This window comes from Nocardioides sp. NPDC047086, from assembly GCF_040643685.1.
Lineage (GTDB): Bacteria > Actinomycetota > Actinomycetes > Propionibacteriales > Nocardioidaceae > Nocardioides.
The window spans coordinates 34,088-60,430 of record NZ_JBEYUV010000023.1; the positions used below are offsets into that span (position 1 = coordinate 34,088).

The window sequence follows — 26,343 nt, forward strand, 5'->3', positions numbered from 1 at the left end:
CGGGATGCAGGAGACCTCGCCCGCGAGAAGCATGGCCGTAACACATGCTTCCGGCGAATGGAGTGGTCATGGGCAGGGCAGTCGGCATCGATCTGGGAACGACGAACTCGGTGATCGCGGCGACCGAAAATGGGCAGCCGCAGGTCATCCCGAACGCAGAGGGCAATCGGACGACGCCGTCCGTGGTCGCCTTCTTGGAGAACGGCGAGCGCCTGGTCGGCCAGATGGCCCGGCGACAGGCGATCCTCAACCCGAAAGGGACGATCTACTCCGCGAAGCGCTTCATCGGCCACAAGTACGACGAGGTCAGCAGCGAGATGAACACGGTCTCCTTCGACGTCGTCGAAGGCCCCGAGGGCACGGCCCGATTCCAGGTCGACGGCAAGCTCTACGCGCCCGAGGAGATCTCGGCGCAGGTGCTCCGCAAGCTGGTCGACGACGCCGGGAAGTTCCTCGGCGAGCGGGTCACCGAGGCGGTCATCACCGTCCCGGCGCACTTCAACGACGCGCAGCGTCAGGCCACGAAGGACGCCGGCAAGATCGCCGGGCTCGAAGTCCTCCGGATCATCAACGAGCCCACGGCCGCCGCCCTCGCCTACGGGATGGACAAGCTCGAGAACGAGACCGTGCTGGTCTTCGACCTCGGGGGCGGCACGTTCGACGTGAGCATCCTGACCGTCGGAGACGGCGTGGTCGAGGTCCGATCCACCGCCGGAGACACGCACCTCGGCGGCGACGACTTCGATCGACGAATCGTCGACTACCTGGCCGACGAGTTCAAGAAGTCCAACGGCATCGATCTCCGCGACGACTCCCAGGCTCTCCAGCGCCTCTTCGAGGCCGCCGAGAAGGCCAAGGTGGAGCTGTCGGCGGTCACCCAGACCGCTGTCAACCTGCCCTTCGTCACCGCCGACGCCTCCGGGCCGAAGCACCTCAACGTCAACCTGATGAGGTCGACCTTCGAGCAGCTCACCGCAGACCTCGTAGAGCGCTGCCTCGGCCCGGTCAAGCAGGCCATGGAAGACGCCAAGGTCACCGCCGACGACATCGACGAGGTCATCCTCGTGGGTGGGTCCACGAGGATCCCGGCCGTGCAGGCACTCGTACGTCGCCTGACCGGCGGCAAGGATCCCAACATGACCGTCAACCCGGACGAGGTCGTGGCCATCGGCGCGGCCGTCCAGGCGGCGATCATCAAGGGCGACGTCAAGGACGTGCTGCTGCTCGACGTGACGCCCCTGTCGCTGGGTCTGGAGACGATGGGCGGGGTGATGACCAGGGTCATCGACCGCAACACCACCATCCCGGCCCGGCGGACCGAGGTCTTCAGCACCGCTGAGGACAACCAGTCCGCCGTCGACGTCGTCGTGCTGCAGGGGGAGCGGGAGAGAGCGGCCGACAACCGGGTGCTGGCCCGGTTCCGGCTCGAGGACATCCGTCCCGCGCCGCGCGGCGTGCCCCAGATCGAGGTGACCTTCGACATCGACGCCAACGGCATCCTGCACGTCTCGGCGCGCGACAAGGACACCGGTGCCGAGCAGCAGGTGACCATCAGCGAGACCTCCACCCTCAGCCAGGAGGAGGTCGACCGGATGATCAAGGACGCCGAGACCCACCGTGGTGAGGATGCCGCCCTGCGCGAGCGGGTCGATGCCCGCAACGAGCTCGACTCCGTGGCCTACCAGGTGCGCAAGTCCCTCGAGGAGGCCGGCGGGTCGGTGGCCGAGCACGACCGCGCTCGTGCCGAGATGCTGGTCGAGGAGGCCAGGCAGGCGGTCGAGGGTGACGAGCCCGTGGACCGTCTCCGTGCCCTGACGGGGGAACTCCACCAGCTGGGCCAGGTGCTGAGTTCCGTGGCCCGCGGTGGCGGCGGACCGTCGACCGGGTCGGCGAGCGCCTCCGGCGAGGCGGCTGACAGCGATGACGACGACGTCATCGACGCCGAGTTCACCTCCAACTGACTGCCATGTCTGATCACGAGGCACCGACGACCGAGGCCCTGGGCGACGAGGCCCCGGCGGACGACGCGCCCGAGCCTGTCGACCAGGCGCGCCAGATCGCCGAGCTGGAGGACTCCTGGCGGCGTACGGCTGCCGAGCTGGACAACTTCCGCAAGCGTTGCGCACGCGACGTGGCCCGTGGCCGCGAGCAGGAACGGGCGGCCGTGGCCACCAGCTGGTTGCCCGTCCTGGACAACCTGGAGCGCGCGCTCGAGCACGCATCGTCCGAACCCGACTCGGTGGTCGAGGGGGTCCGAGCCGTGCTCGCGCAGGCGCTCGCCGTCTTGGCCGACCTCGGCTACCCACGTCGCGACGACGACGGCCGGGCCTTCGACCCTGCCGTGCACGAGGCGGTGGGCACCGTCTCCGGTGAGGGGCTGGTGCCCGGGACCGTGGCGCAGGTCGTGCGCCCCGGCTACGGGCCCGACGACAGGCTCCTACGTCCGGCCGCGGTCGTGGTCGCAACCAGGGCATCCTGATGGCCAAGGACTTCTACGAGATCCTCGGGGTCTCCCGCGACGCCGAACCGGCCGACATCCAACGCGCCTATCGCAAGCTGGCGCGCCAGAACCATCCGGACGTCAACAAGAGCTCCGAGGCCGAGGAACGGTTCAAGGACATCGCCGAGGCCTACGACGTGCTCTCGGATCCCGAGCTGCGTCGGCGATACGACGCCTTCGGCGAGGACTTCCGGCGCGTCCCGCCTGACACGGATCCGGCCGCTTGGCGGCAAGCCCGAACCTACGCCGACGCCGGTGCAGGGGCACGCGGCCGCTGGTCGTCCGCGACCGGCACGTCGGGAGGTTTCGGAGCCGTCGACTTCGGTGACGAGATCGACATCGAGGACCTGCTCGGGGGCATCTTCGGCGGGCGAGGAGGGGGCGGTCGCACCCGCGGCGGCTGGGGACCGGGCCCGGTCCCGGGCTCCGACCACGAGGCCGAGGTGGAGGTCTCGGTCGAGGAGGCCTACCACGGCACCGAGCGCAGCCTCACGATCACCGGTCCCGACGGCCCTCGCACGCTCGACGTCACCATTCCGGCGGGCGTGGTCGAGGGCCAGCGGATCCGGTTGCGCGGCCAGGGCGGCCCCGGCAGCGGCTCGGCGCCGGCCGGCGACCTCTACCTGGTGGTCCGGATCGCCGACCACCCGCGCTACCGGGTCGAGGGTCGCGACCTGCACGCACTCCTACCGATCACTCCCTGGGAGGCCGCCCTGGGGGCGTCTGTGTCCATCGACACTCCCGGAGGAACCGCCACGGTGAAGGTCCCGGCGGGCTCCTCCAGCCACCGCCGGCTGCGGCTCAAGGGCCGCGGGCTTCCGCACCGACGAGGCGAGCCGGGGAACTTCTACGCCGAGCTGCAGGTACGCCTGCCCAAGACCCTCACCGACGAGGAGCAACGCCTCTTCGAAGAGCTCGCGAAGGTGTCCCGTTTCGACGCGAGGAGTAGACGATGACAGCGATCACGCACTTCGCTCTCGCCCGGCCCTACCGGCTCAGCCTCGAGAGCTACGCACAGGTCACCGGCGTACATCCAGAGCTTGTCCGGCGCCTGGTCGCCCTCGGCCTGCTCGACATCACCCGCGATGCGCAGGGCCGGTTGTGGTTCCACCCGTCCCAGGTGAAGGAGATGGCCAGGATCCAGCGGCTGCGGATGAGTCTGAACCTCAGCTACTGCGCCATCGGGCTGGTCGTCGAGCTGCTCGACAGGATCGCCGAGCTGGAGAAGGCACAACAACGCACGGCACGACGAGGAGACGCCCCATGGACATGAACAGACTGACCCAGAAGTCGCAGGAGGCTCTGCACGACGCCCAGACCAAGGCGCTGCGCTTCGGCCACGTCGAGGTGGACGGCGAGCATCTGCTGCTCGCCCTGCTCGATCAGGCCGAGGGCCTGGTCGCGCCGCTGCTCGCCCGGGCGGGGGCTGATCCGGACCGGCTGCGCGAGGAGCTCGAAGCCGAGCTCGGCCGCCGCCCGCGGGTCAGCGGGCCGGGCGTGACTCCCGGGCAGGTGCACATCACCCAGCGCCTCTCGCGGCTGCTCGACACGGCCGACCGAGAGGCCCGCAGGCTCAAGGACGAGTACGTCTCGGTCGAGCACCTCGTGATCGCGCTGGTGGAGGAAGGCTCAGGGGCAGCCGCCGGGCGGCTCCTCCACGCTCAGGGCCTGAACCGGGACAGGTTCCTGAGCGCCCTGACCGAGGTGCGCGGTCACCAGCGGGTGACGTCGGCAACCCCCGAGGGGACCTACGAGGCGCTGGAGAAGTACGGCCGCGACCTCGTCGCGGCGGCGGCGTCGGGCAAGCTCGAGCCGGTGATCGGCCGCGATTCCGAGATCCGCCGGACCGTCCAGATCCTGTCGCGCAAGAGCAAGAACAACCCGGTGCTCATCGGCGAGCCCGGCGTGGGCAAGACGGCGATCGTCGAGGGCCTGGCTCAGCGGATCGCCGACGGCGACGTACCCGAGGGCCTGCGGGACAAGACGGTCTTCGCCCTGGACATGGGGGCTCTCGTCGCCGGGGCGAAGTACCGCGGCGAGTTCGAGGAACGGCTGAAGGCCGTGCTCAACGAGGTGCAGTCCGCCGAGGGGCACATCCTGCTGTTCGTCGACGAGCTGCACACGGTGGTCGGTGCGGGCGGCGGCGAGGGCGCGATGGACGCCGGCAACATGCTCAAGCCGCTGCTCGCCCGCGGCGAGCTCCACATGATCGGCGCGACCACCCTCGACGAGTACCGCACGCACATCGAGAAGGACGCGGCCCTCGAGCGCCGGTTCCAGCCGGTCATCGTCGACGAGCCCGACGAGGAGGACGCCGTCTCGATCCTGCGTGGGCTCCGCGAGCGCCTCGAGGTCTTCCACGGCGTGAAGATCCACGACGGCGCCCTGGTGGCAGCGGTGACCCTGAGTCACCGCTACATCTCGGACCGCTTCCTGCCCGACAAGGCCATCGACCTCGTCGACGAGGCCTGCGCGATGCTGCGCACCGAGATCGACTCGATGCCTGCCGAGCTCGACGAGCTCACCAGGCGCGTGACCCGGATGGAGATCGAGGAGGCGGCGCTCTCGGAGGAGGAGGACGCCCCGAGCAGGGCCCGCCTCGAGGAGCTGCGCAAGGAGCTGGCCGATGCGCGGGCCGAGGCCGATGCCCTGCGCGCGCAGTGGGAGGCCGAACGGTCGGCCCTGCGCGAGGTGCAGTCCCTTCGCCAGGAGCTGGAGCAGGTGCGGCTGGAGAGCGAGCGGGCCGAGCGTGAGTACGACCTCAACCGAGCGGCATCCCTGCGGCACGGCCGGCTGCCGGAGATCCAGCGGCGGCTGGAGGCGGCCGAGTCCCGGCTCGCCGGCAAGCAGGGCGGCCGCCGGCTGCTGCGCGAGGTCGTGACCGCCGACGAGATCGCCGACATCGTCTCGCGCTGGACCGGTATCCCGGTCACGCGTCTGCAGGAAGGCGAGCGCGACAAGCTGCTCCGCCTCGACGAGGTGCTCCACGAGCGTGTCATCGGCCAGGACGAGGCCGTCCAGGTGGTCGCCGACGCCGTCGTCCGGGCCCGCTCCGGCATCAAGAACCCCCAGCGGCCCATCGGGTCGTTCATCTTCCTGGGCCCCACCGGCGTCGGCAAGACGGAGCTGGCCAAGACGCTGGCGGCCGCGCTGTTCGACACCGAGGAGAACATGGTCCGGATCGACATGAGCGAGTACCAGGAGCGGCACACCGTCAGCCGGCTGGTCGGCGCACCTCCCGGCTACGTCGGCTACGAGGAGGGCGGTCAGCTCACCGAGGCCGTACGTCGCAAGCCCTACTCGGTGGTCCTGCTCGACGAGATCGAGAAGGCTCACGTCGACGTCTTCAACACGCTGCTCCAGGTGCTCGACGACGGCCGGCTGACCGACTCCCAGGGCCGGACCGTCGACTTCCGCAACACCGTCCTGATCATGACCTCCAACATCGGCTCGGAACATCTGCTCGAGGGGGTCACCGCCGACGGTGAGGTCAAGGACGAGGCGCGCTCGATGGTGATGCGAACGTTGCAGTCGCACTTCCGCCCGGAGTTCCTCAACCGCGTCGACGAGATCGTGATGTTCAAGCCGCTGACGCTCGCCGAGATCGAGCGCATCGTCGACCTCCAGCTCGAGGAGCTGCACGAGCGGCTGGCCGGCATGCGGATCACTCTCGACGTCACGCCCGCGGCGCGACGCTTCATCGCCGACCAGGGATTCGACCCGGCGTACGGCGCCCGCCCGCTGCGACGGCTCATCTCCCGCGAGGTGGAGACCCAGGTCGGGCGAGCGTTGCTGCGCGGGGACGCGGCCGACGGAGGCGCGATCTCGGTCGACGTCGTCGACGGGAAGATCGCGGTGACCGCGGTCGGCGACCGGTCAGAAGAGCGGGCCGTGGCATGAACGCGACGACCGAGAAGTCGACGAAGGTCGAGTGCGGCAACTGCGGAGCCAAGAACCGGGTTCCGGCGGTCGCCGAAGGTACGCCCCGGTGCGGGAGGTGCGGCACTCCGCTGCCCTGGGTGGTGGACGCCGGCGACGAGGAGTTCCACGCCGTCGTCGAGGAGTCGAGCCTGCCCGTGCTGGTCGACGTGTGGGCGCCGTGGTGCGGCCCCTGCCGGATGGTGAGCCCGGCGCTGGAGAAGCTGGCCGGCGAGCTGGCCGGCAACCTCAAGCTGGTCAAGGTCAACGCCGATGACAACCCTGCGGTGAGCGCGAGGTTCGAGGTCCGGTCGATCCCGACGCTGGTCCTCCTCGACCACGGCAAGGTCGTCGACACGCAGATCGGCGCCCTCCCGGTGCACCAGCTGCGTTCCTGGCTCGAGTCCAAGCTCCCCAGGAGGTCGTGATGACCGCCAGCCCGACGCGCGTCGGCGCCGACCCGCACCTCGGGATCATCCAGCCCGTGCCGCCACCCGCCCAGCGCGCCTGTGCGGAGTGTGTGCGGCTCGGCACCCCCTGGGTGCACCTGCGCCAGTGCCTGACCTGCGGCCAGGTCGGCTGCTGCGACTCCTCACCCATGCGACACGCGCGCGCTCACGCCGCCGGGACGGGCCACGTCATCGTGCGTTCGATCGAGCCCGGGGAGAACTGGAGATGGTGCTATGTCGACGAGCAGTTCGTCTGAGGCCGAGCTCGCCGACCTGCCCGAGACCCCTGACACCACCGGCGCCTACCCCCGGCTCAGCGATGAACAGATCATGCTGCTCTCGCAGTACGGCGAGCGGAAGGCGCTGACCAAGGGCACCACGCTGTTCTGCGAGGGGGACCGCGACTGCGGCCTGTTCGTCGTGCTGGACGGCAGAGTCCGGGTCGTCCAGGAGGACGGTCCGGATGAAGAGCCGCGGGTGATCGCCGTTCACGGCCGGGGTCGCTTCGTGGGTGACCTGTCGATCCTGACCGGGCAAGCGGTCTACGTCACCGCCGTCGCCCAGACCGACGTCGAGGTCCTCGAGGTGCCCTATGGCCGGCTCAAGGAGGCGGTCACCCAGGATCAGGCGCTCGGAGATCTGATCCTGCGGGCCTTCCTCCTGCGACGCACCATCTATGCCGACATAGGCGCCGGCCTCCGGATCATCGGTTCCCGCTACTCAGCCAGCACCCGCCTGCTGAGGGACTTCGCGAGTCGCAACCGCATCCCTTGCCGCTGGGAGGACGTGGAGGAGGACCCGGAGGCAGAGGCGACCCTGCGGGCGTTCGACATCCCGCCCGATCAGACCCCCGTCGTGATCTGGAAGGGGCGGACGGTTCTGCGAAACCCCAGCCCCTCCGAGCTGGCCGACCTCATCGGGCTACGAGCGGCGCCGAGCAGGGCGGCGTACGACCTCGTCGTGGTCGGCGCCGGCCCCGGTGGGCTGGCCGCGGCGGTCTACGCCGCCTCCGAGGGACTCTCGACGGTCGTCCTGGACGCACTCGCCACCGGAGGCCAGGCGGCCACGTCGTCCCAGATAGAGAACTACCTGGGCTTCCCGGCCGGTATCAGCGGGGCCGAGCTGGCCGACCGCGCCGTGGTGCAGGCCCGCAAGTTCGGCGCCGTCTTCAGCATCCCGGGTGAGGCCACCTCGCTCACCCGGGCCGACGGCTATCACGTGGTCGGGCTGGCGGAGGGGGACCCCCTCATCGCCCACGCCGTGCTCGTCGCCACCGGTGTCCGCTACCGGCGTCTCGACGTGCCGGGGACGGACCGCCTCGAGCGCGGCAGCGTCTACTACGCGGCCACCGAGTTCGAGGCCCGGCTGTGCCGGCAGGACCCCGTCACCGTCGTGGGCGGCGGGAACTCGGCCGGCCAGGCGGCCTGCTTCCTGGCCCGTCAGTCGCCGGTGGTCAACCTGGTCATCCGCCACGACGACCTGGGCAGGGACATGTCCCGCTATCTGGCCGACCGCGTCGAGCAGTCGCCACGCATCAAGGTCTGGCGCAACAGCGAGGTGGGCGAGCTCATCGGGGAGAACGCGCTCGAACAGGTCCTGATTCGCCACCTCGACTCGGGTGAGGAGCAGCGCGTCGCGACGACAGCCCTGTTCGTGATGATCGGTGCGGCCCCACACACGGGTTGGCTCCAGGGAGCGATCCCGCTGGACACGAAGGGGTTCGTCCTCACCGGGCCCGCGGCCGACGGCCCCGACGGCATGTTCGAGACCCGGCGTCAGGGCGTGTTCGCCGTGGGTGACGTACGCAGTGGCTCGGTCAAGCGCGTCGCCTCTGCCGTCGGCGAGGGCTCGGTCGCGATCCGCCACGTCCATGAGTTCCTGGAAGCCGCGGGACGTCGGTGAGGGCACGCCGCCCGCCGAGAAGTACGAGAGCAGGAGGAACAGATGAGCACCTACAAGGTCGGCTACTTCGTCGGAAGCCTGTCGTCGACGTCGATCAACCGCGTCCTGTCCCGGGCCCTCATCCGGGTGGCCCCGGACGACCTGGAGTTCGGCGAGATCGCCATCGGCAACCTGCCGCTGTACAGCCCGGACTTCGACAGCGACTACCCGCCCGCGGCCCGAGCGCTCAAGGAGTCGATCGCCGCCGCCGACGCGGTGCTCTTCGTCACCCCCGAGTACAACCGTTCCATCCCCGGAGCGTTGAAGAACGCGATCGACTGGGCGTCCCGACCCTGGGGACAGAACTCCTTCGACCACGTCCCGGCCGCGGTGATCGGAGCCTCCATCGGCCAGATCGGCACCGCCATGGGCCAACAGACCCTGCGCGGTGTGCTCAGCTTCTGCAACGCTCGCCAGATGACCTCGCCCGAGGCGTACATCCAGTACTCTCCCGACGTCTTCCGGGACGACGGCGAGATCACCGCCGACTCCACCCGAGAGTTCCTCCGCACGTACATGGCCGAGTTCCGCACCTACATCGACATGGTCCTCACCGTCCTACCGCGCCGACGAGGTTGATGGGGCTGATGGGCCTGACGGGGCCTGGTCACTCCTGCGGTCTGCTCTGCGGCGATTCCTGTCGGTACGTGTAGGCGGCCGCCCTGACCACGTCGTCGCTCTCCAGACCCGCCCCGAGAGCGCCACCCAGCGTTGCCAGAGAGCTGGTGAGCCACGCCAGCTTCACGTAGTCGCCGGCTCGCACGGCATGGCCGATGCCCTCCTCGAGGAGCTGTGCAGGCACCAGAATCGGTGAGGTCGCGAGCGCGAGCAGGAGCAGTGCGACGTAGAGGAAGAGCACACCGAGGACGACCGTCGCCGTCGTAGCCAGGTTGAAGAGGGTCACCTGTTTGCGACCGGCCGGATGCGACGTGCGCTCCCACAGACCGGCCCCCGCGATGAGCGCGATCGTGATCCCCGCGAGCGACCCGAGCCCGATCGCCGAGAGTCGGATCCAGCCGAGCGCGGCGCTCAGCTGCCAGATGTCGGGGGTGACGAGGGCCAACACCGCTGTCGCCAAGGCGGCGGTCAGCGCTCTCGACAGTCCGATCGCGAGTCTCCAGGGCTGGTTGGCCCGGATCATTCCGGTCAGGAGCCGCAGGTTCCCGCTGAGGACTCTCGCGGTGAACATCACGCCGCCGTCCTCGCCCGGCTGCTGGTTCCTGCCGAGCTGGCTGGCGCGGCGTCCGAGCCCGGCGACACGGCCCGAGATGTCGCCGTCCGCCGTGTCCCCGAGCAGGGTCCGGACGAGCCCGACGACCGTGTCACGGGTGCGTCTGCGCAGTCCGACGGCGCCGAGCGCCGGCAGGCACACGAGAGCCACGCCGTGCAGGGGACTCGCGTGAGCCACCACCGGTCGCCGGTGAGCCTGCAGCGGCAGATCGGTGACACAGACGACCAGGTCCCAGCCCTCCTTCAGGAGCCGGTCCCTCGCCGCGTCGACGAGGGCGGCGTCGTCGGACGGTGGATGCACGAGGGCGTCGACCACGATGGCCTCCCGCCACCGGACGGTCGGCACGTGGAAGCTCAGCTCGGCGTGCAGGTCGTCGGCGAGCACCGACGAGAGCTCGGTGGCCGCCCCCGGAGCCGAGATGATTCCGATCACCACCTCATCTGCGCTCATCGGGTAGCGGCCCGGCTGCGCCGTTGGTCTCGACGTGCGTGTGTCATGGTGTCAGTGTCGGATCAGCGTGCGGCGTGAAGCAAGGGACGCGCCCGTTCAGAACGACCGCACCAGGCCGCCGTCGACTCGCAGCTGCTCGCCGGTGATGTACGAGGCGGGCGCCGACGCGAGGAACACGACAGCGGCGGCGAACTCCTCGGGGGTGCCGTACCGGCCCACCGGGATGCCGGCCTCGGCCGTACGCCGCACCTCGCTCGTGCTCGCCCCGGTCTTGTCGGCGCGAGTCTGGTCGAGCGCGGCGACCCGGTCGGTGTCGATCCGGCCGGGCAGCACCATGTTGACCGTGACGCCGCTGCTCGCCACCTCGCCGGCCAGCGTCTTCAGGTAGCCGGCCAGCGCGGCGCGGCCGGTGTTGGACAACGCCAGGTTGTCGAGCGGCTGCTGGATGCCGCTCGACCCGATCGCCACGATCCGGCCCCAGGCCCGCTGCTGCATTCCGGGCAGCACGGCGCGTACGAGTCGGATCTGCTGCTGGAGGAGCGTCAGCATCGCCGACTCCACCGCCTCCGGGGTGGCGTCGACGGCCGACCCGGCCGGCGGGCCGCCGCTGTTGAGGACGAGCACGTCGATCGGGCCGTAGGCGTGCGTGGCCTGCTCGACCAGGCGCTCCGCGGCGCCGGTGACGGTGAGGTCGCACTCCAGGCCGACGGCAGAGCCGGGCGAGGAGGCGAGCGCCTCCGCCTCTGCCGTGGCGAGCGCGGCCCGGCGCCCGGCGATGACGACGTGGGCGCCCTCTGCCGCGAAGGCTCGGGCACTGGCGAGCCCGAGACCCGAGGTGGATCCAGGGATCAGCACGGTGCGTCCGGTGAGTCCGGTGTCCATGTCAGCTCCGTTCTTCTGTCGGGTGGTGGTGGGAGGCGCCGACCAGGAGGTTTCGGCTCGTCGTGGGGAGCAGCTCCTGCACCGCCGCCAGGTGGTCGGGCACCAAGCGTAGGAGCTCCTCCGGTGCGGTGGGGCTCGGCGGCCGTACCGCCGCCTCGGCGATGACGCCGCGCCTGGCCAGTATCTCCTTGCGCAACGAGAGTCCGATGCCCGGCTGTGCCTCGTAGTTGACCAGCGGCAGCCAGGGCGCGAACGCGGCCCGGGCGGCGTCGTACCCGCCTTCGTGCCAGGCGTCGAGGGCTGCCCGCAACCCCTCGGGATGGGAGAAGCCCGTCATCACGCCGGCGGCGCCGGCAGCGAGCTCGTCGATCAGCCCCACGCCACCGAGCCCGCCGAAGATCGGGATGTCGGTGTGTGCGCTCAGACGGGCGATCGCGAGAGCCGTGGGCGGTGCCTCGGACTTCACCGCGACGATGAACGGACATGCGTTCACGGTCTCGAGCACCTGGGCGTCGGTCATCCGGATGCCGGAGGCCACCGGGTAGTCCTGCAGCACGATGCCGGCACCGACCTCGTCGTGGATCGCTTGCAGATGTCGGGCCAGCACCGCTGGGTCCGGCGTGTTCGCCTGCACCATCAGCCCGGCGAGCGCGGGCCCGGCCGCGGCTGCTGCCGTGCGCGCCTGCTCGACCGCGACGGCGGTCGTCCGCGCCGACAGCCCCACGGTCAGGGGGAGGCCGGGCGCCTGCTCGGCGACGGTGGCGACGACCGCGGTCTGCTCCGCCGAGTCGAGGGCGGCGCCCTCGCCGAAGACACCGAGGGCGACCAGTCCCTGGGCAGGGACGCCGAGGTAGAGGTCCACCTCGGTACGCATCGAGGCGAGGTCGACCGCGAGCCGGTCGCCGTGGAACGGCGTGGCCAGGATGCCCCAGAGGCCGGGGGAGAGGGGTGGGGGAGTCATCGAGATGTCCTTCCGTTACGGCGCCGCAGCGCCTCGTCGACGACGTGCTCGGCGATGGCGAGGGCGGAGGTGGCTCCGGGAGACGGTGCGTTGCGGACCAGCACCACCCGGTCGGTGCCGGTGATCACGAAGTCGTCGACGAGGCGGCCGGCGTCGTCCATCGCCTGGGCGCGGACCCCGCGGCCGCCGCGCCGAACCCCGGCGGGGTCGAGGTCGGGCACGTACCTGCGGGCCTCCTCGATGAACCGGCGGGAGCTCAACGCGGTGCGGGACTCCCGGACCGCTGCCGCCACGTTCCGGGAGGCGAAGCGCCAGAATCCGGGGAAGCCGACGGCCTCGAGCACGTCACGCGGAACGACCCTGCCGCGCTCGTAGGACTCGCGCCCGAGCGAGAGGAACGCGTTGGGGCCGAGTGTCAGGGTGCCGTCGATCTTCGGGGTGACGTGGACGCCGAGGAACGGGTAGCGAGGGTCCGGCACCGGGTAGATCATCCCGCGCACCAGCGAGCGCTGGCCCGCGTCGGCGACGAAGTAGTCCCCGTAGAACGGGACGATCCGCGGCTCGCGGCTCTCACCCAGCAGGACGGCGAGCCGGTCGCTCTGCAACCCGCCGCAGACGATGACCAGGTCGTGCTCGCCCTCGTCCTTCGTCGTCTCGACGCGTACGCCGTCGGTGCGTTCCGTCAGGGCGGTCACCTCGTGACCGAGGCGCACCGATCCGCCCGCGTCGCGCAGCTCGCCGGCGAGGGCCTCGGTCACCGCAGGGAAGTCGACGATCGCGGTCTGCGGCGAGTGGATCGCTCGCACCCCGGCAGCGTGGGGCTCGATCGCCCGCAGCTCGTCGGCCTCGACGATCCTGATGCCCGGCACACCGTTGGCGACGGCGCGCCGGTGCAGTGCGTCGAGGCGTCCGGCCTCGCTCTCCGAGAGCGCCACCACGACCTTGCCGCACTCGTCGTAGGCGATCGCGTGCTCGGTGACGAACTCCTGGAGCAGCGCGACACCTCGGCGGCACAGCGTCGCCTTGAGGCTCCCCGGCTCGTAGTAGAGGCCGGCGTGGACCACGCCGCTGTTGTGGCCGGTCTGATGCGCGGCCAGGTGGTTCTCCTTCTCCAGCAGGGTGACCGCGGCGTCGTGGCGGCGTGCCAGGTGCCGTGCGACCGCGGTGCCGATGATGCCGCCGCCGACCACGGCGACCCTGAGGGCCGTCATGGGGTCTCCTCAGCGGCCACGGGGCCGCTCGTCGGGTCGTCCATGGGCGGCGTACGACCGGGGAGGCGTGGGGGTGCGCTCCGATAGGTCGCCGGCGTGGCCGACAGCGTGATCGGGTGCGCGACGGTCGGGACCGGGTCCCGACCCTCGCCGGGGAGGTCGGCGACCGGTGCCAGGCCGAGTCGCTCGGCGAGGGCGAACGCCTGGCCCAGGTCGTTGATCGGGCCGCACGGGACCCCCAGCGCCGACAGCTCGGTGAACCAGTGGTCGGCCGGGTGCTCCTTCAAGACGTCCTCGAGCTCGGCCACCAGCACGGCGCGGTGGGCCACCCGGTCGGCGTTGGTCGCGAAGCGCGGGTCGTCGGCCAGCTTCGGCCGGCCCAGGCCCTCGGCGAGAAGGGTGAAGAGCTTGTCGTTCGCCGCGGCGACGGCCAGCGGCCGGTCCGCGGTGGCGAGCAGCTCGTACGGCGCGATGCTCGGGTGTACGTTGCCGAGCGCCTGGGGCACCTGGCCGGTCGTGACGTAGGTGGAGGCCTGGTTGGACAGCGCCGAGAGGAGCGAGGACAGCAGGTTGACCTCGACGCGCTGCCCCTGCCCGGTGCGCTCCTTGTGGCGCAGGGCGGCCTGGATCCCGATGGTCGCGTGCAGCCCGGTGATCACGTCGACCAGTGCCACGCCGGCCTTGACCGGCCCGGACTCCGGCGTACCGGTCACCGACATCAGCCCGCCGACGGCCTGGGCCACCAGGTCGTAACCGGGGAGCGAGGCGCCCTCGCGCGATCCGAAGCCGGTGATCGAGCAGTAGACCAAGCCCGGGTGCTCGGCGGACAGGGCGTCGTAGCCCAGGCCCAGCCGCTCCATCGTGCCGTCGCGGAAGTTCTCGACGAGGACGTCGCACCGCGCGACGAGGTCACGTGCCGCGCGTCGCCCCTCCGCGGAGCGCAGGTCGATCGCCCGGGACTCCTTGTTGCGGTTGACCGAGAGGAAGTACGTCGACTCGCCGTCCTCGGACCACGGCGGACCCCACGAGCGGGTCTCGTCGCCGTCACCCGGTCGCTCGACCTTCACCACCTCGGCGCCCAGGTCGGCCAGCAGCATCGTGGCGTACGGCGCCGCCAGGACCCGGCTGAAGTCGGCGATGCGTACGCCGGAGAGTGCTCCTCGGGTCACCGGAAGGCCGCCTCTCCGGTCAGGGCACGACCGATGACGAGCTGGTGGACCTCGCTCGTGCCCTCGTAGGTGAGCACGGACTCCAGGTTGTTGGCGTGGCGCAGGACGGGGTGCTCCAGGGTGATGCCGGCGGCGCCGAGGATGGTGCGGCACTCGCGGGCGATGGCGATCGCCTCGCGGACGTTGTTGAGCTTGCCGAGCGAGACCTGCTCGGGCCGCAGCGTGCCGGCGTCCTTGAGGCGGCCCAGGTGCAGCGCGAGCAGCATGCCCTTGCCGAGCTCCAGAGCCATGTCGGCGAGCTTCGCCTGGGTCAGCTGGTAGGCCGCCAGCGGCTTGTCGAAGATGTCGCGGTCCTTCGAGTAGGCGATCGCCGTCTCGAGGCTGTCGCGGGCAGCGCCCAGCGCGCCGAAGACGATCCCGTAGCGGGCCTCGTTGAGGCACGAGAGCGGCCCCGACAGGCCGGTGACCCCGGGCAGCACCGCGTCGGCGGGGAGCCGGACGTCGTCGAGCACGAGCTCGGAGGTGACCGAGGCGCGCAGCGACATCTTCTTCTTGATCTCCGGCGCCGAGAAGCCCGGGGTGTCGGTGGGGACGACGAACCCGCGGATGCCGTCCTCGGTCTGTGCCCACACCACCGCGACGTCGGCCACCGAGCCGTTGGTGATCCACAACTTGTTCCCGGTCAGTCTCCAGTCCGACCCGTCCCGGACCGCGCGCGTGCGCATGCCGGCGGGGTTGGAGCCGAAGTCCGGTTCGGTCAGGCCGAAGCAGCCGATGGCTTCGCCGGCCGCCATCCGCGGAAGCCATTCCTGCTTCTGCTCGTCGCTGCCGTGCTTCCAGATCGCGAACATCGCCAGCGACCCCTGAACGCTGACGAGGGAGCGGAGCCCCGAGTCGCCCGCCTCCAGCTCCAGACAGGCCAGGCCGTACGCCGTGGCGCTGGTGCCCGCGCAGCCATAGCCCTCCAGGTGCATGCCGAGCACGCCCAGCGCGCCGAGCTCCTTGGCCAGGTCACGGGCCGGGATCGAGCCCGACTCGTACCAGTCGGCGACCTCCGGCTTGATCCGGTCCTCGACGAATCGCCGTACCGTGTCGCGGATCGCCCGCTCCTCCTCGCCGATCAGCGAGTCGGTGGCGAACAGCTCGAGCGGGGTCTGGGAAGTGCGGGCGGTCACGGGGCAGTCTCCTTGGGATGCGGTGGGCTGGAATCGGTGCGGTCGGGTCTGAGGAGGGTGGGCCGGCGCAGCACGGGCTGTGCCGACCCACCCTGGCGGCGGTCAGCCGAGGTCGGCCAGCGCGCGCTCGGAACCGGGGTGGAGCGGGATCGGCCCGGTCTCGGCCATGGTGGCGGGGTCGATCTCGGTGGCGGCCGGGTGGATCTGGACCAGCTTGTCCTTCTGCTCCACCAGCAGCGTGGTGAGCGCACAGGCCAGGTTGTCGGGCATGTCGTTCTTCACGACCAGCACGTTGGGCACGACGATGGTCGGGATGTCCTCGTCCAGCTCGTAGGTGTCGCCCGAAATGGACGCCTCTTCGTAGACCTCGTTGACCTCCTGCATCTTCGAGAGCAGCGGGGTGACGTCGATGAACTCGACCTTGTCACCCATCGAGGTGAAGAGGTCGGTGATCGCCGGGGTGGGGAGGCCGCCGGACCACACCAGTCCGTCGATGGAGCCGTCCTTCATGCCGTCGACGGTCTTGGTCAGGTCGAGTCGCTGGCGCTTCACGTCCGACAGCCCGAGGCCCGCGGACTCGATCAGTCGGTTGGCGATGACCTCGGTGCCCGACTCGGGAGAACCGGTCGAGATGGCCTTGCCGGCGAAGTCCTCGACGGAGTCGATGCCGGCATCCTTGCGGACGACCACGTGGGTGTAGTTGGAGTAGATGCGGCCCAGGGTCGAGATGTCTTGCGGCTGCTCGAAGTCGGCTTCGCCGTTGACCGCGTCGGCGGCGGAGTCCGCGAGCGAGAAGCCGACGTTGTAGTTGCCGGCGACGACCTGCTCGATGTTCTGGACCGAGGCGCCGGTCTCGGCGGCGGTGACCTTCAGGTCGGTCTCGTCGTTGATCACCTTGGCCATGCCGCCGCCGACGACGTAGTAGACGCCGGTGGAGTTTCCGGTGGCGATCGAGATGCGGCCCTGGCCGGCGTCGCAGCTGCTCTCGTCGGCGCCGGAGCCTGCCTGCTGCCGGCTCTGCTGGCCACCGCAGGCGGTCAGAGCGAGAGCCGTGGCAGCCGCGACCGCGATCGCGGCGAGCGGGGTGATGCGCTTCATGGGGTTGCCTTTCTTGGGGGTTGGGGTCATGCGTACGTCGGGTCGGGACTGGTGTGGTCCTGCTCGTCGGCCGTAGCGCCGGTCGCCCTGCGGCGGATGAGATGGAGCACCAGTGCGATGGCGAGCAGGGCGAAGCCCAGCGCGATGGAGGTCGGGACCAGGTAGAGCAGCAGCAGCGCGGCGGGCAGGCACAGGGCGCGCTCGAGAAGGTTCGTGGGGCCGAGGATCCATCCGGTCGTGCAGATGGCGAGGGCGCCGACCGCGCACCCGGCCACCAGGAAGGTCCAGACGATGTCGATGAAGTCACCGCGGGAGAGAAGGTGCGCGCCGTTGTCGGTGACCACGAAGGCGATCGGGGCCAGGAAGGCGGGCAGCGTGTACTTGCAGGCCTGCATCATCGTCGGGATGACCTTGCCGCCGGTGATGGCGGAGGAGGCCACCGCGGCGAGCGCCGTCGGCGGCGAGACCTCAGAGAGCACCGCGTAGTAGAAGATGAACATCGCCACCTGCGGGGCATCCACGCCGAGCGAGATCAGTGCCGGGCCGATGATGACCCAGCTGAGGATGAACGACGCCGTCACGGGCACCGCGAGACCGAGCAGCAGGATCGCGAACGCGGAGAACAGCGCCGAGAGCACCAGCAGCGACGCGTCGTTGAACGACAGCAGCGAGGCCAGGTCGACCAGGATGCTGGACAGGACCTGTCCCAGGCCGGTCTTGGCGATGACCGAGGTGATCACGCCCGCGGCGGCGCACACCGCGATGACGGGTAGCGCAGAGCGGATGCCGGTGCTCAGGGCCTCGTACATGCGGCGGGCGTAGTCCTCGAGGGACTCCCCGAGCGCCATCCGCTCCTGCTCGAGGTCGTGGTCGTCGAAGCCGCTGACCACCGGGCGACGGGACAGCACCGCCTCGAGGAGCCCGAACAGCGCGGCGACGCAGGTGGCGTAGACGACGGCCCGGAACGGTGGGATGTCGATGGCGAGGAAGAACACGATCACGCCGAGGCTGATGAAGTGATATCCGGAGCGGGCGAGCAGCCGCAGGGGGTTGCCGATCGCGAGCTCGACGCGACGCGCCCCGAACCGGCGGGCATCGATCTCGACGGCGAGGAAGATGCCGAGGTAGTAGAGGAGCGTGGGAACGATCGCCCACACCAGCACGGATACGTAGGAGACCCCGAGATACTCGGCGATGATGAACGCCGCTGCTCCCATGGTCGGTGGCGACAGGATGGCGCCGATGCCGGACGCGGCCAGCATGCCTCCGGCCGCCTCCTTCGGATAGCCGGCCCGGTTGAGGATCGGCCAGGCGAACGAGCCGAGGGTGACCGCGGTTGCCGTCCCCGAACCGGAGACGGTGCCGAGCAGGAACCCGGACGTGGCCACGGTGCGACCAGGGGCCGACCCGGACCTGCGGAACAGGGAGAAGCTGAACTCCACGAAGAACCGGCCCGCCCCCATCCGATCGAGCACGGCGCCGTAGATCGTGAACAGCACGATGTAGGTCGCCGCCACGTCGAGAGGCACGCCGAAGAAGCCGGAGGCCTCGTTGTAGAGCGCATTGATGATCTGATCGAGGTTGAGCCCGATGTGGCTGATGCTCCAGCCGATGGGCAGGTAGCCGCCGAAGTAGGCGTAGGCGAAGAAGACGGCGCAGACGGCCGGCAGCACCAGCCCTGTCGTACGCCGGGTGGCCTCCAGCACCAGCACCAGCAACACGGTCCCGGCCACGACGTCGAGGGTGAGCAGCGAGCCCTGGCGGTCGAGGAACCCCCCGAACCCGCCGAAGCCGATGTCCGTCAGCGGGACCGGAAGCACCGGGTAGAGGCCCACGACCAGGGCGGTGGCGGCCAACAGCCAGTCGACGACACCGGGGTTGTCGGCAGGTCGGTTCGTGTTGCCGTGAGGCGTGGCGAGCCCTGGGTCGATGTCCGCGTGCTGAGCGTGGGGGTTCGCTGAATCGCGACGTCCCCGCATCCGATAGGTCAGGAAGACGAGAGGCAGCGTCACACCGAGGAAGAGGATCAGGTAGTACTGGCTGCCCTGGTCGAGGGGGTCGAAGACCTGACGGAGCACGAACAGGGCGACCAGGAAGCACCACAGCCCGACGACGAGCTCCAGGCGCGGCGACAGGCTCCGGGACGGCTTCTCCTCGTCGTAGTCCGCCACGAGGCTGTCGACGTCGACCTGAGAACCCGGTTGGCGGGTTGAGGGGGTGACTGGCATGCTGCGTAACTTATGAGTGTCGTGCGTCACATCTTCCGGTTCGGGCGCGAGACTTTACAGAGTTCTAACGTTGGCCCGATCGAGCTCCTTGGCACGTGTGTCGGGCAGGTGAGGTGAGATGCGAGTCCTGCTCGTCGAGGACGACGACCGGGTGGTGGCGGCGCTGATGCCTGCCCTGCAACGCGTGCACCTCCACGTACGCCGGGCCGGCACCGCGGCCGAGGCGCTGGAGCTTCTCGAGGGCGTGGATCTGGTCCTGCTCGACATGGGACTGCCCGACCAGGACGGGCTGGCCCTGTGCCGCCAGCTCCGGACCCGGGTCGACGTGCCGATCATCGCGGTGACCGCTCGCAGGGACGAGCTCACCGTCGTCTCCGCCCTCCGCTCGGGCGTGGACGACTACGTCACCAAGCCCTACCGGCTCGCCGAGCTCCTCGCCCGGATCGATGCCGTCATGCGACGCGTGGGGCAGCGGCCGACCGAGCTCGTGGAGCAGGTCGGTGACGTACATCTCGACCATGGGACGCGCCGGGTCACCGTCGCGGGGGAGGAGGTCGCCCTGACCCGCAAGGAGTTCGACCTGCTCTCCATGCTCGTGCAGGCGGCCGGAGACACCGTCACCCGGGAGACCCTGATGGAGGGGATCTGGGACACCGCTTGGGTAGGTGCCTCGCGAACGCTCGACGTCCACGTCTCGGCGCTGCGCTCCAAGCTGGGTCGGCCGGGTCTGGTGGCGACGGTCCGCGGCGTCGGCTACCGCGTCATCACGCAGGAGTGATGCGTGCGCCGGCGCCTGCTCCTCGTGTCCCTGTCCCTGATCGGGATGCTGCTCCTCGCGCTCATGGTGCCGTTGATCGCGACGTACGCCTCCGACCGCACCCAAGCCATGTTCGTGAGTCGGCTCGGCGACGTCACCCGGTTCGCGGTCGTGGCGGAGGATGCCCTCGAGACGGGACTCGCCGAAGAGCTCAACGTCGACCTGGAGCGTTACGTGGACGTCTACGGCGGGTCGGTGCTGGTCGTCGACGCCGACCGTCAGGTCGTCGCGCAAGCGGGTGCGGAGGCGGTCGGCGACGCCCCCGAGGTTCAGGAGACCATCGACCGTGCTCTCTCCGGCGCGGGCTCGCATCCACCCGACACGGTCTGGCCGTGGAGTGGCGACGACGTCGTGATCGCGTCGCCGGTCGGCAGGGATGCCCAGGTCCTCGGAGCGGTCGTGGTCGTCGCCCCGACGAGCGCCGTCCAGGGCAGCATCGCGCTCGGGCTCGCCTGGCTGGTGGCAGCCGGACTCGTGGTCGTGCTGCTGATGGTCTTCGGCGCGGTGGTGCCGTTCGTGGGCTGGATCCTCCGGCCGGTGCACGACCTCGAGCACGCGGCGAAGGACCTTGCCGACGGTGACCTGTCGTCTCGCGCCCACGAGCTGGGGCCGCCGGAGCTGCGTCATCTCGCCCGGTCGTTCAACGCGATGGTCGACAACGTCGAGATGTCCCAGCGCCAGCAGCGGGAGCTGGTCGCCGACGCGGCCCACCAGCTCGGCAACCCGCTCACCGCCTTGCGGCTGCGCGTCGAGAACCTGGCCGCGACGGGGTCACCTGCTGCTGCGGTCGAACCCGTGCTGGAGGAGACCGATCGGCTCAGCAGCATCGTCGAGTCCCTGCTGAGACTGAGCCAGGTCGGTGCGCGCCGGGTCGCCCCGGTCGAGGTCGATGTGGCCGGGATCGTGCGTGAGCGGTGTGCGATGTGGGAACCCGTCTTCACCCGGATCCGTGTCGACCTGCCCGACAGGGCCCTCGCGCTGAGCTCGCCGGACGTCGTCGAGGTCGTCCTCGACTCGCTGCTGGACAACGCCGCCAAGTTCGCCCCGGGTTCGCCGGTCGAGGTCACGGTCACCTGTGGTGCCCCGGCTGGAAAGGTCGAGGTGCGGGTCCGCGACCACGGGCAGGGACTTCATCCCGACGACGTCGCCAAGGTCGGCGCCCGGTTCTTCCGGGGCAGGCAGCACCAGAACGTGCCCGGCACCGGTCTCGGCCTGGCGATCGTACGGGCCCGCGTCGACGATCTGGGCGGGTCCATGGTCGTCTCGACGCCGAGCGACGGTGGTCTCGAGGTGGCGGTGGTGCTGTCGGCGGTCACAGGCGACGCTCACGGTAATAGCGCTCCGCTCCCGGGTGGAGGGGCAGAGGCGAGGTGAAGATCGCGGCTCCCAGGTTGGGTTGCCGCACCTGAGGCGATATCCGGTCGACCCTGTCCTGTGCCTCGAACATCACGCGCGTCACCGCGTAGGCGAGGTTCACGTCGAGATCGGGGTGGACCACGAGGTGGTTCTTGACGCTGACGGTGTCGACCGCACGGGGCAGGCCGTAGCTCGAGGTCGGCACCGGGCCCATGGTGTACTCCGGGCCGTACGTCTCGGTCAGCTCGGGGACCAGCGCCCCCAGATCGACGAGCCGGATGGGCACGCTGTCGGAGAGCTGGGTCACCGCGGTGTTGGGGATGCCGCTCACGAAGAAGAACGCGTCCAGCTGCCCGCGACGGAGCCCGTCGGCCGACTGCTCCAGGGTGTGGTCGGTGCCCGTGACCTCGCCCGAAGCGATACCGGCGGCCGCGAGGATGCGGCCGGCCACCAGCCTCGTCCCGGAGCCCCGGCCGCCCAGGCCGACGCGACGTCCGCGGAGATGGGCCACCTCCTTCACCGGGGAGTCGGCCGTCACCACCAGGTGCACGAAGCTGTCGTAGGTCCGGGTCAGGGCGACCAGATCAACCGGATCGGCGAACGGCCCGGTGCCCCGGATGGCGTCCGCGGCCGCGTCGCCCAGGGCGAAGCCGATGTCGCTCCTGCCGTGCGCCACCTCGCGTAGATTGATCAGGGAGGCGTTGGTGTGGTGGGTGGTCGCGGTGACGCCGTCGAGCCGCTCCTCCAGCACGGCGGCGAGCGCGTTGCCGTACTTGTCGAAGACACCTCCGCGGTTCCCGGTGGCGATCGACAGCCTCGTCCCCGGCAGCTCGTCCCAGGACCGCCCGACGCAGCCACTCAGTGCCGCGGCGACCGGAACGCCGACAGCCCCCGCGAGAAGCCCCCGGCGAGAGGTGAGCATGGTGCTGATCACAGCCTCAGCATTTCACATCGAGCCATGGGCCGACGTACGCCGACGGCCGGGATTCCGGGCGGGGCCGGTGGCGACGTACGAAATGGCCGAAGGCCCCGGGAAACCCCGGGGCCTTCGGTGTCGGACAGGTGAGCGGTCGGCTCAGATGTCGTAGTAGAGCTCGAACTCGTGCGGGTGCGGGCGGAGCTGGATCGGGAGGATCTCGTCGTTGGTCTTGTAGTCGATCCAGGTCTCGATCAGGTCGGGGGTGAAGACGTCGCCCACGGTGAGGAAGTCGTGGTCGTTCTCCAGGGCCGACAGGACGGCACCGAGGGAGGTCGGCACCTGGTTGATCTCAGCCATCTCGTCCGGCGGAAGCTCGTAGATGTCCTTGTCGATCGGAGCCGGCGGCTCGATCTTGTTCTGGATACCATCGATGCCGGCCAGGAGCAGGGCCGAGAAGGCGAGGTACGGGTTCGAGGACGGGTCCGGGAACCGGGCTTCGACGCGCTTGGCCTTCGGGTTGGTGCCCGTGATCGGGATGCGGACCGCGGCGGAGCGGTTGCGCGAGGAGTAGACCAGCGAGATCGGGGCCTCGAAGCCCGGCACCAGGCGGTGGAAGGAGTTCACGGTCGGGTTGGTGAACGCCAGCACCGAGGGGGCGTGCTTCAGGATGCCGCCGATGTACCAGCGGGCCATGTCGGAGAGCCCGCCGTAGCCGGTCTCGTCGTAGAACAGCGGCTCGCCCGCGTTCCAGATCGACTGGTGCACGTGCATGCCCGATCCGTTGTCACCGAAGACGGGCTTCGGCATGAAGGTGACCGTCTTACCGGCCTCCCAGGCGGTGTTCTTGACGATGTACTTGAACTTCATGACATCGTCGGCAGCCTTGAGCAGCGTGTCGAACCTGTAGTTGATCTCGGCCTGGCCGGCGGTGCCGACCTCGTGGTGGGCGCGCTCGACGAGCAGGCCGGAAGCCTCGAGGTTCTTGACCATCGTGTCGCGCAGGTCGGCGAAGTGGTCAGTGGGGGAGACCGGAAAGTAGCCGCCCTTGTAGCGGGTCTTGTAGCCCAGGTTGTTCGAGCCGTCGGGGTTCTTGTCGGCGCCCGAGTTCCACCAGGCCTCGACGGAGTCGATCTTGTAGAACGACTCGCCCTCGGAGGTGTTGTAGGCGACGTTGTCGAAGATGAAGAACTCGGCCTCGGGCGCGAAGAACGCGGTGTCGCCGATGCCGGTCGAGGCGAGGTACGCCAGCGCCTTGCGCGCGATGTTGCGCGGGTCGCGCGAGTAGGCCTCGCCGGTGATCGGGTCGTGCACGAAGTACATCAGCGCGAGGGTCTTCGCGGTGCGGAACGGGTCGATGAACGCGGTCGTTACGTCCGGGTAGAGCGCCATGTCGGACTCGTTGATCGTCTGGAAACCACGGATCGACGAGCCGTCGAAGGCCTGCGGCTCCAGGGTGAACGACGACACCGGCACCGTGAAGTGCTGCTGGACGCCAGGCAGGTCGACGAAACGGATGTCGACGAACTCGACCCCCTCGTCAGAGATGAACTTCAAGAGCTCGTCGTCAGTGCTGAACATCAATCCTCCTTGGCTCACCCGGTCGGGCAGAGCCAGATAGGTCTCTCGCGATCGAGGCCGGACCCTCATGGATCCGACCGTGCCACGCAAATTACGAAGGGACGGTTGCACAGGAGTGTCGCAAATGTTTCAGGCGTGTAACAGGTTGTGTGATTTGATCGGCAACCATCCCGGATCTCACCCCTCAAGACGTTGCCGCCTACGCTTACGACGTGACCAGTTCCGCCACTCCTGTGACGCCCACTCTGCCTTATGACACCGCGAGCTGGGGCAGGCGCGTCCTGGCGCTCTTCGTCGACTGGCTCGCGTCGTCGCTGGTCGCGTCGGTCTTCCTCGGCGTACGGGCGCTGCCGTTCGGCTCGCTGCTCGCCGGTGTCGACCCGCGGCCCACAGACAATCTGTGGATCCTGGTCGTCTTCATCGTGCAGACGGCGGTCTTCACCACCCTCGGCGGCGGCTCCTTCGGCAAGCTCGTCACCCGGCTGCGTACGGTGCGGGTGACGGCGGGTGAGCCCGACGTGCGCCCGCTCGATCCGCTGCGGAGCATCGTCCGCCAGATCCTGGTCGTCCTCGTCGTACCGCCGCTGGTCTTCCGTCCCGACCGGCGCGGTCTGCACGACCTGGCGGCCGGCACCGCGACTGTCACGCTCGAGACCTATCGACACGTGTTTCGCGGGGTGAGTTGAGACGCTTCCGAGGGTAAGTTGGACCGGTCAGCCGCAAGCAGCGGCAAACACGAAGGGAAGCTCAATGACGCTCAACCGTACTCTCGGGCCACGTGGCCTCTGGCGTCGCGCCGCTGTGGCGGGCGTGCTGGCCGTATCGCTTTCGGGCCTGGTGGCCTGCGGCGGTGGTGGGGCCGGCGGTGCCAGCGAGGGTGACTCGGTCTCGGCCGAGGACATGACCGAGGTGATGAAGAAGGCGACCGACATCGACACCGCCCATTTCACCACCAAGATGGACGCGAAGGCCTCGGGTCAGACCGTCTCGATGACCGGCGAGGGCGACCTGCAGAAGGAGCCGCCGGCGCAGCACTCCACCATGAAGATGAGTGGTGGCTCGATGAACATGGATCTCGAGACGATCCTTGTCGACGAGAAGATCTACATCAAGGGCATGAAGGGCGACTCGTGGGTGACCGCGAGCACCGAGGATCTCGCCAAGATGGGCGGGAACAGCCTGGAGTCGATGAGCAACCCCCTCGCCTTCTTCGAAGGGATGGAGGAGTCGATCAAGTCCTCCAAGTTCGAGGGCGAGGAGAAGGTCGACGGCATCGACACCAAGCACTACAGCTTCACCGTCGACTCCGCAGGGCTCGCCAAGAGCCTCGGGTCCGACAGCACCAGCGGCCTGCCCGAGACGATCGACCAGGACATCTGGGTCGACGGCGACGGCCTGCTCCGCAAAGCCGAGGTCGGCATGGGTGACATGGGCACCGTCGAGATGGTGCTCTCCAAGCACGGCGAGGACGTGACGATCAAGGCGCCGCCCGCCGATCAGGTCACCGACATGCCGAGCATGGCCGGCTGACGACCCGTTGATCACGCACCGGGCCGGTCCCCGAAAGGGGACCGGCCCGGTGTCGTTTCGTGGGCACAGCGTTCGTGGCACCGTGGTCGCATGACTCTCGATGCCGAAAGCACTCGCCAGATCGAGGCCAACCGGGCCAACTGGGACGCCCGGACACCGATCCATCTCGCCAGCGCGTTCTACGGCATCGACGGGTCCCGGCCGGCCGAGTCGTGGTTCGCCGACTACGAGTGGACCGACCTCGGCGACCTCGTCGGCCTCGAGGTCGTGCATCTGCAGAGTCACCTCGGCACCGAGACGGTCGCCTTCGCGCAGCGGGGTGCGGTGACGTACGGACTGGACATCTCGGCCGAGGCGGTGGCCGCGGCGCGCCGGATCGCGGTCGAGCGCGGACTGGACGTCGACTATCACGAGGCCGATGTCCACGACGCCGTCGAGGTGCTCGGCGCGGGCCGCTTCGACGTCGTCTACACCGGCAAGGGCGCGGTCTGCTACCTGCCCGACATCGACCTGTGGGCGCGAGTCGTGCACGATCTGCTCAAACCGGGCGGGTTCGTCTACCTCGCCGAGTTCCACCCGCTCCTCGATGCCCTCGGCGAGGTGCCTGAGCCGGGGCGGGAGGACTCCCTCGAGCTGCGCCACGACTACCTCTCGGGCAGGGGCGCGATCGCCAAGGACTCGACCCACACCTACACCGACGGCCCGGCGCTGAGCACCGCCACGACGGCGTACGAATGGCGGCACGGGGTCGGCGAGGTCGTCACCGCCCTCGCGGGCGCGGGCCTGCGGATCGAGGTCGTCCGCGAGGACGAGCGGCTGCCGTGGCCCCGCTTCCCGTCCATGGAGGCAGGCGAGGACGGCTGGTTCAGGCTGCCCGAGCGGGCGCCCCGGATCCCGTTGCTCTACGCGATCCGGGCACGCCGGCCGTAG

24 protein-coding genes are annotated in these 26,343 nt (G+C 69.7%); 14 read left to right on the forward strand and 10 right to left on the reverse strand.

The genetic code is table 11. The annotated features are described in order from the left end of the window. The first annotated feature begins 68 nt into the window (after positions 1–68). Genes dnaK through ABZ796_RS17175 form a run of 9 tightly spaced genes read left to right on the forward strand, consistent with a single transcriptional unit; the run spans position 69 to position 9,387 of the window. A complete protein-coding gene (dnaK, locus tag ABZ796_RS17135; protein WP_357338408.1) occupies positions 69–1,961 on the forward strand; it encodes a molecular chaperone DnaK in 1,893 nt (630 codons plus the stop codon). A 5-nt stretch (positions 1,962–1,966) separates the two neighbouring features. After that, a complete protein-coding gene (locus ABZ796_RS17140; RefSeq protein ID WP_357338410.1) occupies positions 1,967–2,479 on the forward strand; it encodes a nucleotide exchange factor GrpE in 513 nt (170 codons plus the stop codon). After that, positions 2,479–3,456 carry a DnaJ C-terminal domain-containing protein gene (locus tag ABZ796_RS17145; protein ID WP_357338411.1) on the forward strand — a complete coding sequence of 326 codons (978 nt, stop codon included), beginning with the start codon at positions 2,479–2,481 and terminating at the stop codon, positions 3,454–3,456. Before ABZ796_RS17140 ends, ABZ796_RS17145 begins: the two co-directional genes overlap by 1 nt. Then, positions 3,453–3,773 (forward strand): chaperone modulator CbpM, encoded by a 321-nt coding sequence (locus tag ABZ796_RS17150; protein WP_357338413.1) that lies wholly within the window; start codon positions 3,453–3,455, stop codon positions 3,771–3,773. The genes ABZ796_RS17145 and ABZ796_RS17150 overlap by 4 nt, the downstream gene beginning before the upstream one ends. Beyond that, positions 3,764–6,400 carry an ATP-dependent chaperone ClpB gene (clpB, locus tag ABZ796_RS17155; RefSeq protein WP_357338415.1) on the forward strand — a complete coding sequence of 879 codons (2,637 nt, stop codon included), beginning with the start codon at positions 3,764–3,766 and terminating at the stop codon, positions 6,398–6,400. Before ABZ796_RS17150 ends, clpB begins: the two co-directional genes overlap by 10 nt. After that, entirely contained in the window at positions 6,397–6,846 is a 450-nt protein-coding gene (gene trxC, locus ABZ796_RS17160; RefSeq protein ID WP_357338417.1) for a thioredoxin TrxC, read from the forward strand. Before clpB ends, trxC begins: the two co-directional genes overlap by 4 nt. Next, complete coding sequence (locus tag ABZ796_RS17165; protein ID WP_357338418.1) at positions 6,846–7,124, forward strand: UBP-type zinc finger domain-containing protein; 279 nt, start codon at positions 6,846–6,848, stop codon at positions 7,122–7,124. Before trxC ends, ABZ796_RS17165 begins: the two co-directional genes overlap by 1 nt. After that, entirely contained in the window at positions 7,102–8,769 is a 1,668-nt protein-coding gene (locus ABZ796_RS17170) for an FAD-dependent oxidoreductase (protein WP_357338419.1), read from the forward strand. Before ABZ796_RS17165 ends, ABZ796_RS17170 begins: the two co-directional genes overlap by 23 nt. A 42-nt stretch (positions 8,770–8,811) precedes the next feature. Then, positions 8,812–9,387, forward strand: coding sequence for an NADPH-dependent FMN reductase (locus ABZ796_RS17175; RefSeq protein WP_357338420.1), 576 nt, complete (start codon positions 8,812–8,814; stop codon positions 9,385–9,387). A 28-nt stretch (positions 9,388–9,415) separates the two neighbouring features. Here ABZ796_RS17175 and ABZ796_RS17180 read toward each other — a convergent pair whose 3' ends face one another. The 8 genes from ABZ796_RS17180 to ABZ796_RS17215 all read right to left on the reverse strand — a co-directional run bounded on the left by ABZ796_RS17180 (position 9,416) and on the right by ABZ796_RS17215 (position 19,213). Next, positions 9,416–10,489 carry a hypothetical protein gene (locus ABZ796_RS17180; protein WP_357338421.1) on the reverse strand — a complete coding sequence of 358 codons (1,074 nt, stop codon included), beginning with the start codon at positions 10,487–10,489 and terminating at the stop codon, positions 9,416–9,418. Positions 10,490–10,585: 96 nt separating this feature from the next. Continuing rightward, the gene (locus ABZ796_RS17185) at positions 10,586–11,371 is read right to left on the reverse strand and encodes an SDR family oxidoreductase (protein ID WP_357338423.1); all 786 of its coding nucleotides are present in this window, start codon (positions 11,369–11,371) and stop codon (positions 10,586–10,588) included. Between the two features lies 1 nt (position 11,372). Further along, positions 11,373–12,332, reverse strand: coding sequence for a dihydrodipicolinate synthase family protein (locus ABZ796_RS17190; RefSeq protein WP_357338424.1), 960 nt, complete (start codon positions 12,330–12,332; stop codon positions 11,373–11,375). Then, on the reverse strand, positions 12,329–13,543 hold the full coding sequence (lhgO, locus tag ABZ796_RS17195; protein WP_357338425.1) for an L-2-hydroxyglutarate oxidase: 1,215 nt from the start codon (positions 13,541–13,543) through the stop codon (positions 12,329–12,331). Before lhgO ends, ABZ796_RS17190 begins: the two co-directional genes overlap by 4 nt. Further along, the gene (locus ABZ796_RS17200; protein ID WP_357338426.1) at positions 13,540–14,712 is read right to left on the reverse strand and encodes a CoA transferase; all 1,173 of its coding nucleotides are present in this window, start codon (positions 14,710–14,712) and stop codon (positions 13,540–13,542) included. Before ABZ796_RS17200 ends, lhgO begins: the two co-directional genes overlap by 4 nt. After that, a complete protein-coding gene (locus ABZ796_RS17205) occupies positions 14,709–15,887 on the reverse strand; it encodes an acyl-CoA dehydrogenase family protein (protein WP_357338427.1) in 1,179 nt (392 codons plus the stop codon). The genes ABZ796_RS17200 and ABZ796_RS17205 overlap by 4 nt, the downstream gene beginning before the upstream one ends. 102 nt (positions 15,888–15,989) lie before the next feature. Beyond that, the gene (locus ABZ796_RS17210; RefSeq protein WP_357338428.1) at positions 15,990–16,985 is read right to left on the reverse strand and encodes a TAXI family TRAP transporter solute-binding subunit; all 996 of its coding nucleotides are present in this window, start codon (positions 16,983–16,985) and stop codon (positions 15,990–15,992) included. A gap of 26 nt (positions 16,986–17,011) precedes the next feature. Then, positions 17,012–19,213: a TRAP transporter fused permease subunit gene (locus tag ABZ796_RS17215; RefSeq protein ID WP_357338429.1), complete on the reverse strand. Its 2,202-nt coding sequence runs from the start codon at positions 19,211–19,213 to the stop codon at positions 17,012–17,014. A gap of 118 nt (positions 19,214–19,331) precedes the next feature. On the opposite strand from ABZ796_RS17215, the gene ABZ796_RS17220 reads away from it, so the two are divergent. Both ABZ796_RS17220 and ABZ796_RS17225 read left to right on the forward strand, forming a co-directional pair. Continuing rightward, a complete protein-coding gene (locus ABZ796_RS17220; protein WP_357338430.1) occupies positions 19,332–19,991 on the forward strand; it encodes a response regulator transcription factor in 660 nt (219 codons plus the stop codon). A gap of 3 nt (positions 19,992–19,994) precedes the next feature. Further along, the gene (locus ABZ796_RS17225) at positions 19,995–21,404 is read left to right on the forward strand and encodes a HAMP domain-containing sensor histidine kinase (RefSeq protein WP_357338431.1); all 1,410 of its coding nucleotides are present in this window, start codon (positions 19,995–19,997) and stop codon (positions 21,402–21,404) included. On the opposite strand, the gene ABZ796_RS17230 is transcribed toward ABZ796_RS17225, so the two are convergent. After that, on the reverse strand, positions 21,343–22,320 hold the full coding sequence (locus ABZ796_RS17230) for a TAXI family TRAP transporter solute-binding subunit (protein ID WP_357338432.1): 978 nt from the start codon (positions 22,318–22,320) through the stop codon (positions 21,343–21,345). The genes ABZ796_RS17225 and ABZ796_RS17230 overlap by 62 nt on opposite strands. Positions 22,321–22,461: 141 nt before the next feature. Further along, complete coding sequence (glnA, locus tag ABZ796_RS17235; protein WP_357338433.1) at positions 22,462–23,883, reverse strand: type I glutamate--ammonia ligase; 1,422 nt, start codon at positions 23,881–23,883, stop codon at positions 22,462–22,464. Positions 23,884–24,095: 212 nt separating this feature from the next. Between glnA and ABZ796_RS17240 the strand changes: the two genes are divergently transcribed. The 3 genes from ABZ796_RS17240 (at position 24,096) to ABZ796_RS17250 (ending at position 26,343) form a co-directional block, all read left to right on the forward strand. After that, on the forward strand, positions 24,096–24,569 hold the full coding sequence (locus ABZ796_RS17240) for an RDD family protein (RefSeq protein WP_357338434.1): 474 nt from the start codon (positions 24,096–24,098) through the stop codon (positions 24,567–24,569). Positions 24,570–24,633: 64 nt separating this feature from the next. Further along, positions 24,634–25,413 carry a DUF6612 family protein gene (locus ABZ796_RS17245; RefSeq protein WP_357338435.1) on the forward strand — a complete coding sequence of 260 codons (780 nt, stop codon included), beginning with the start codon at positions 24,634–24,636 and terminating at the stop codon, positions 25,411–25,413. Between the two features lie 90 nt (positions 25,414–25,503). Beyond that, positions 25,504–26,343: a class I SAM-dependent methyltransferase gene (locus tag ABZ796_RS17250; RefSeq protein ID WP_357338436.1), complete on the forward strand. Its 840-nt coding sequence runs from the start codon at positions 25,504–25,506 to the stop codon at positions 26,341–26,343.

Bases quoted from the DNA above. Each gene is read 5' to 3' on its own strand.
- ABZ796_RS17165 (WP_357338418.1), top strand. From the start codon at position 6,846: ATGACCGCCAGCCCGACGCGCGTCGGCGCCGACCCGCACCTCGGGATC.
- ABZ796_RS17170 (WP_357338419.1), top strand. From the start codon at position 7,102: ATGTCGACGAGCAGTTCGTCTGAGGCCGAGCTCGCCGACCTGCCCGAG.
- ABZ796_RS17210 (WP_357338428.1), bottom strand. From the start codon at position 16,985: ATGAAGCGCATCACCCCGCTCGCCGCGATCGCGGTCGCGGCTGCCACG.
- ABZ796_RS17175 (WP_357338420.1), top strand. From the start codon at position 8,812: ATGAGCACCTACAAGGTCGGCTACTTCGTCGGAAGCCTGTCGTCGACG.
- clpB (WP_357338415.1), top strand. From the start codon at position 3,764: ATGGACATGAACAGACTGACCCAGAAGTCGCAGGAGGCTCTGCACGAC.
- ABZ796_RS17185 (WP_357338423.1), bottom strand. From the start codon at position 11,371: ATGGACACCGGACTCACCGGACGCACCGTGCTGATCCCTGGATCCACC.
- lhgO (WP_357338425.1), bottom strand. From the start codon at position 13,543: ATGACGGCCCTCAGGGTCGCCGTGGTCGGCGGCGGCATCATCGGCACC.
- ABZ796_RS17190 (WP_357338424.1), bottom strand. From the start codon at position 12,332: ATGACTCCCCCACCCCTCTCCCCCGGCCTCTGGGGCATCCTGGCCACG.
- ABZ796_RS17145 (WP_357338411.1), top strand. From the start codon at position 2,479: ATGGCCAAGGACTTCTACGAGATCCTCGGGGTCTCCCGCGACGCCGAA.
- ABZ796_RS17140 (WP_357338410.1), top strand. From the start codon at position 1,967: ATGTCTGATCACGAGGCACCGACGACCGAGGCCCTGGGCGACGAGGCC.
- ABZ796_RS17215 (WP_357338429.1), bottom strand. From the start codon at position 19,213: ATGCCAGTCACCCCCTCAACCCGCCAACCGGGTTCTCAGGTCGACGTC.
- glnA (WP_357338433.1), bottom strand. From the start codon at position 23,883: ATGTTCAGCACTGACGACGAGCTCTTGAAGTTCATCTCTGACGAGGGG.
- ABZ796_RS17180 (WP_357338421.1), bottom strand. From the start codon at position 10,489: ATGAGCGCAGATGAGGTGGTGATCGGAATCATCTCGGCTCCGGGGGCG.
- dnaK (WP_357338408.1), top strand. From the start codon at position 69: ATGGGCAGGGCAGTCGGCATCGATCTGGGAACGACGAACTCGGTGATC.
- ABZ796_RS17245 (WP_357338435.1), top strand. From the start codon at position 24,634: ATGACGCTCAACCGTACTCTCGGGCCACGTGGCCTCTGGCGTCGCGCC.
- ABZ796_RS17220 (WP_357338430.1), top strand. From the start codon at position 19,332: ATGCGAGTCCTGCTCGTCGAGGACGACGACCGGGTGGTGGCGGCGCTG.
- ABZ796_RS17150 (WP_357338413.1), top strand. From the start codon at position 3,453: ATGACAGCGATCACGCACTTCGCTCTCGCCCGGCCCTACCGGCTCAGC.
- ABZ796_RS17250 (WP_357338436.1), top strand. From the start codon at position 25,504: ATGACTCTCGATGCCGAAAGCACTCGCCAGATCGAGGCCAACCGGGCC.
- trxC (WP_357338417.1), top strand. From the start codon at position 6,397: ATGAACGCGACGACCGAGAAGTCGACGAAGGTCGAGTGCGGCAACTGC.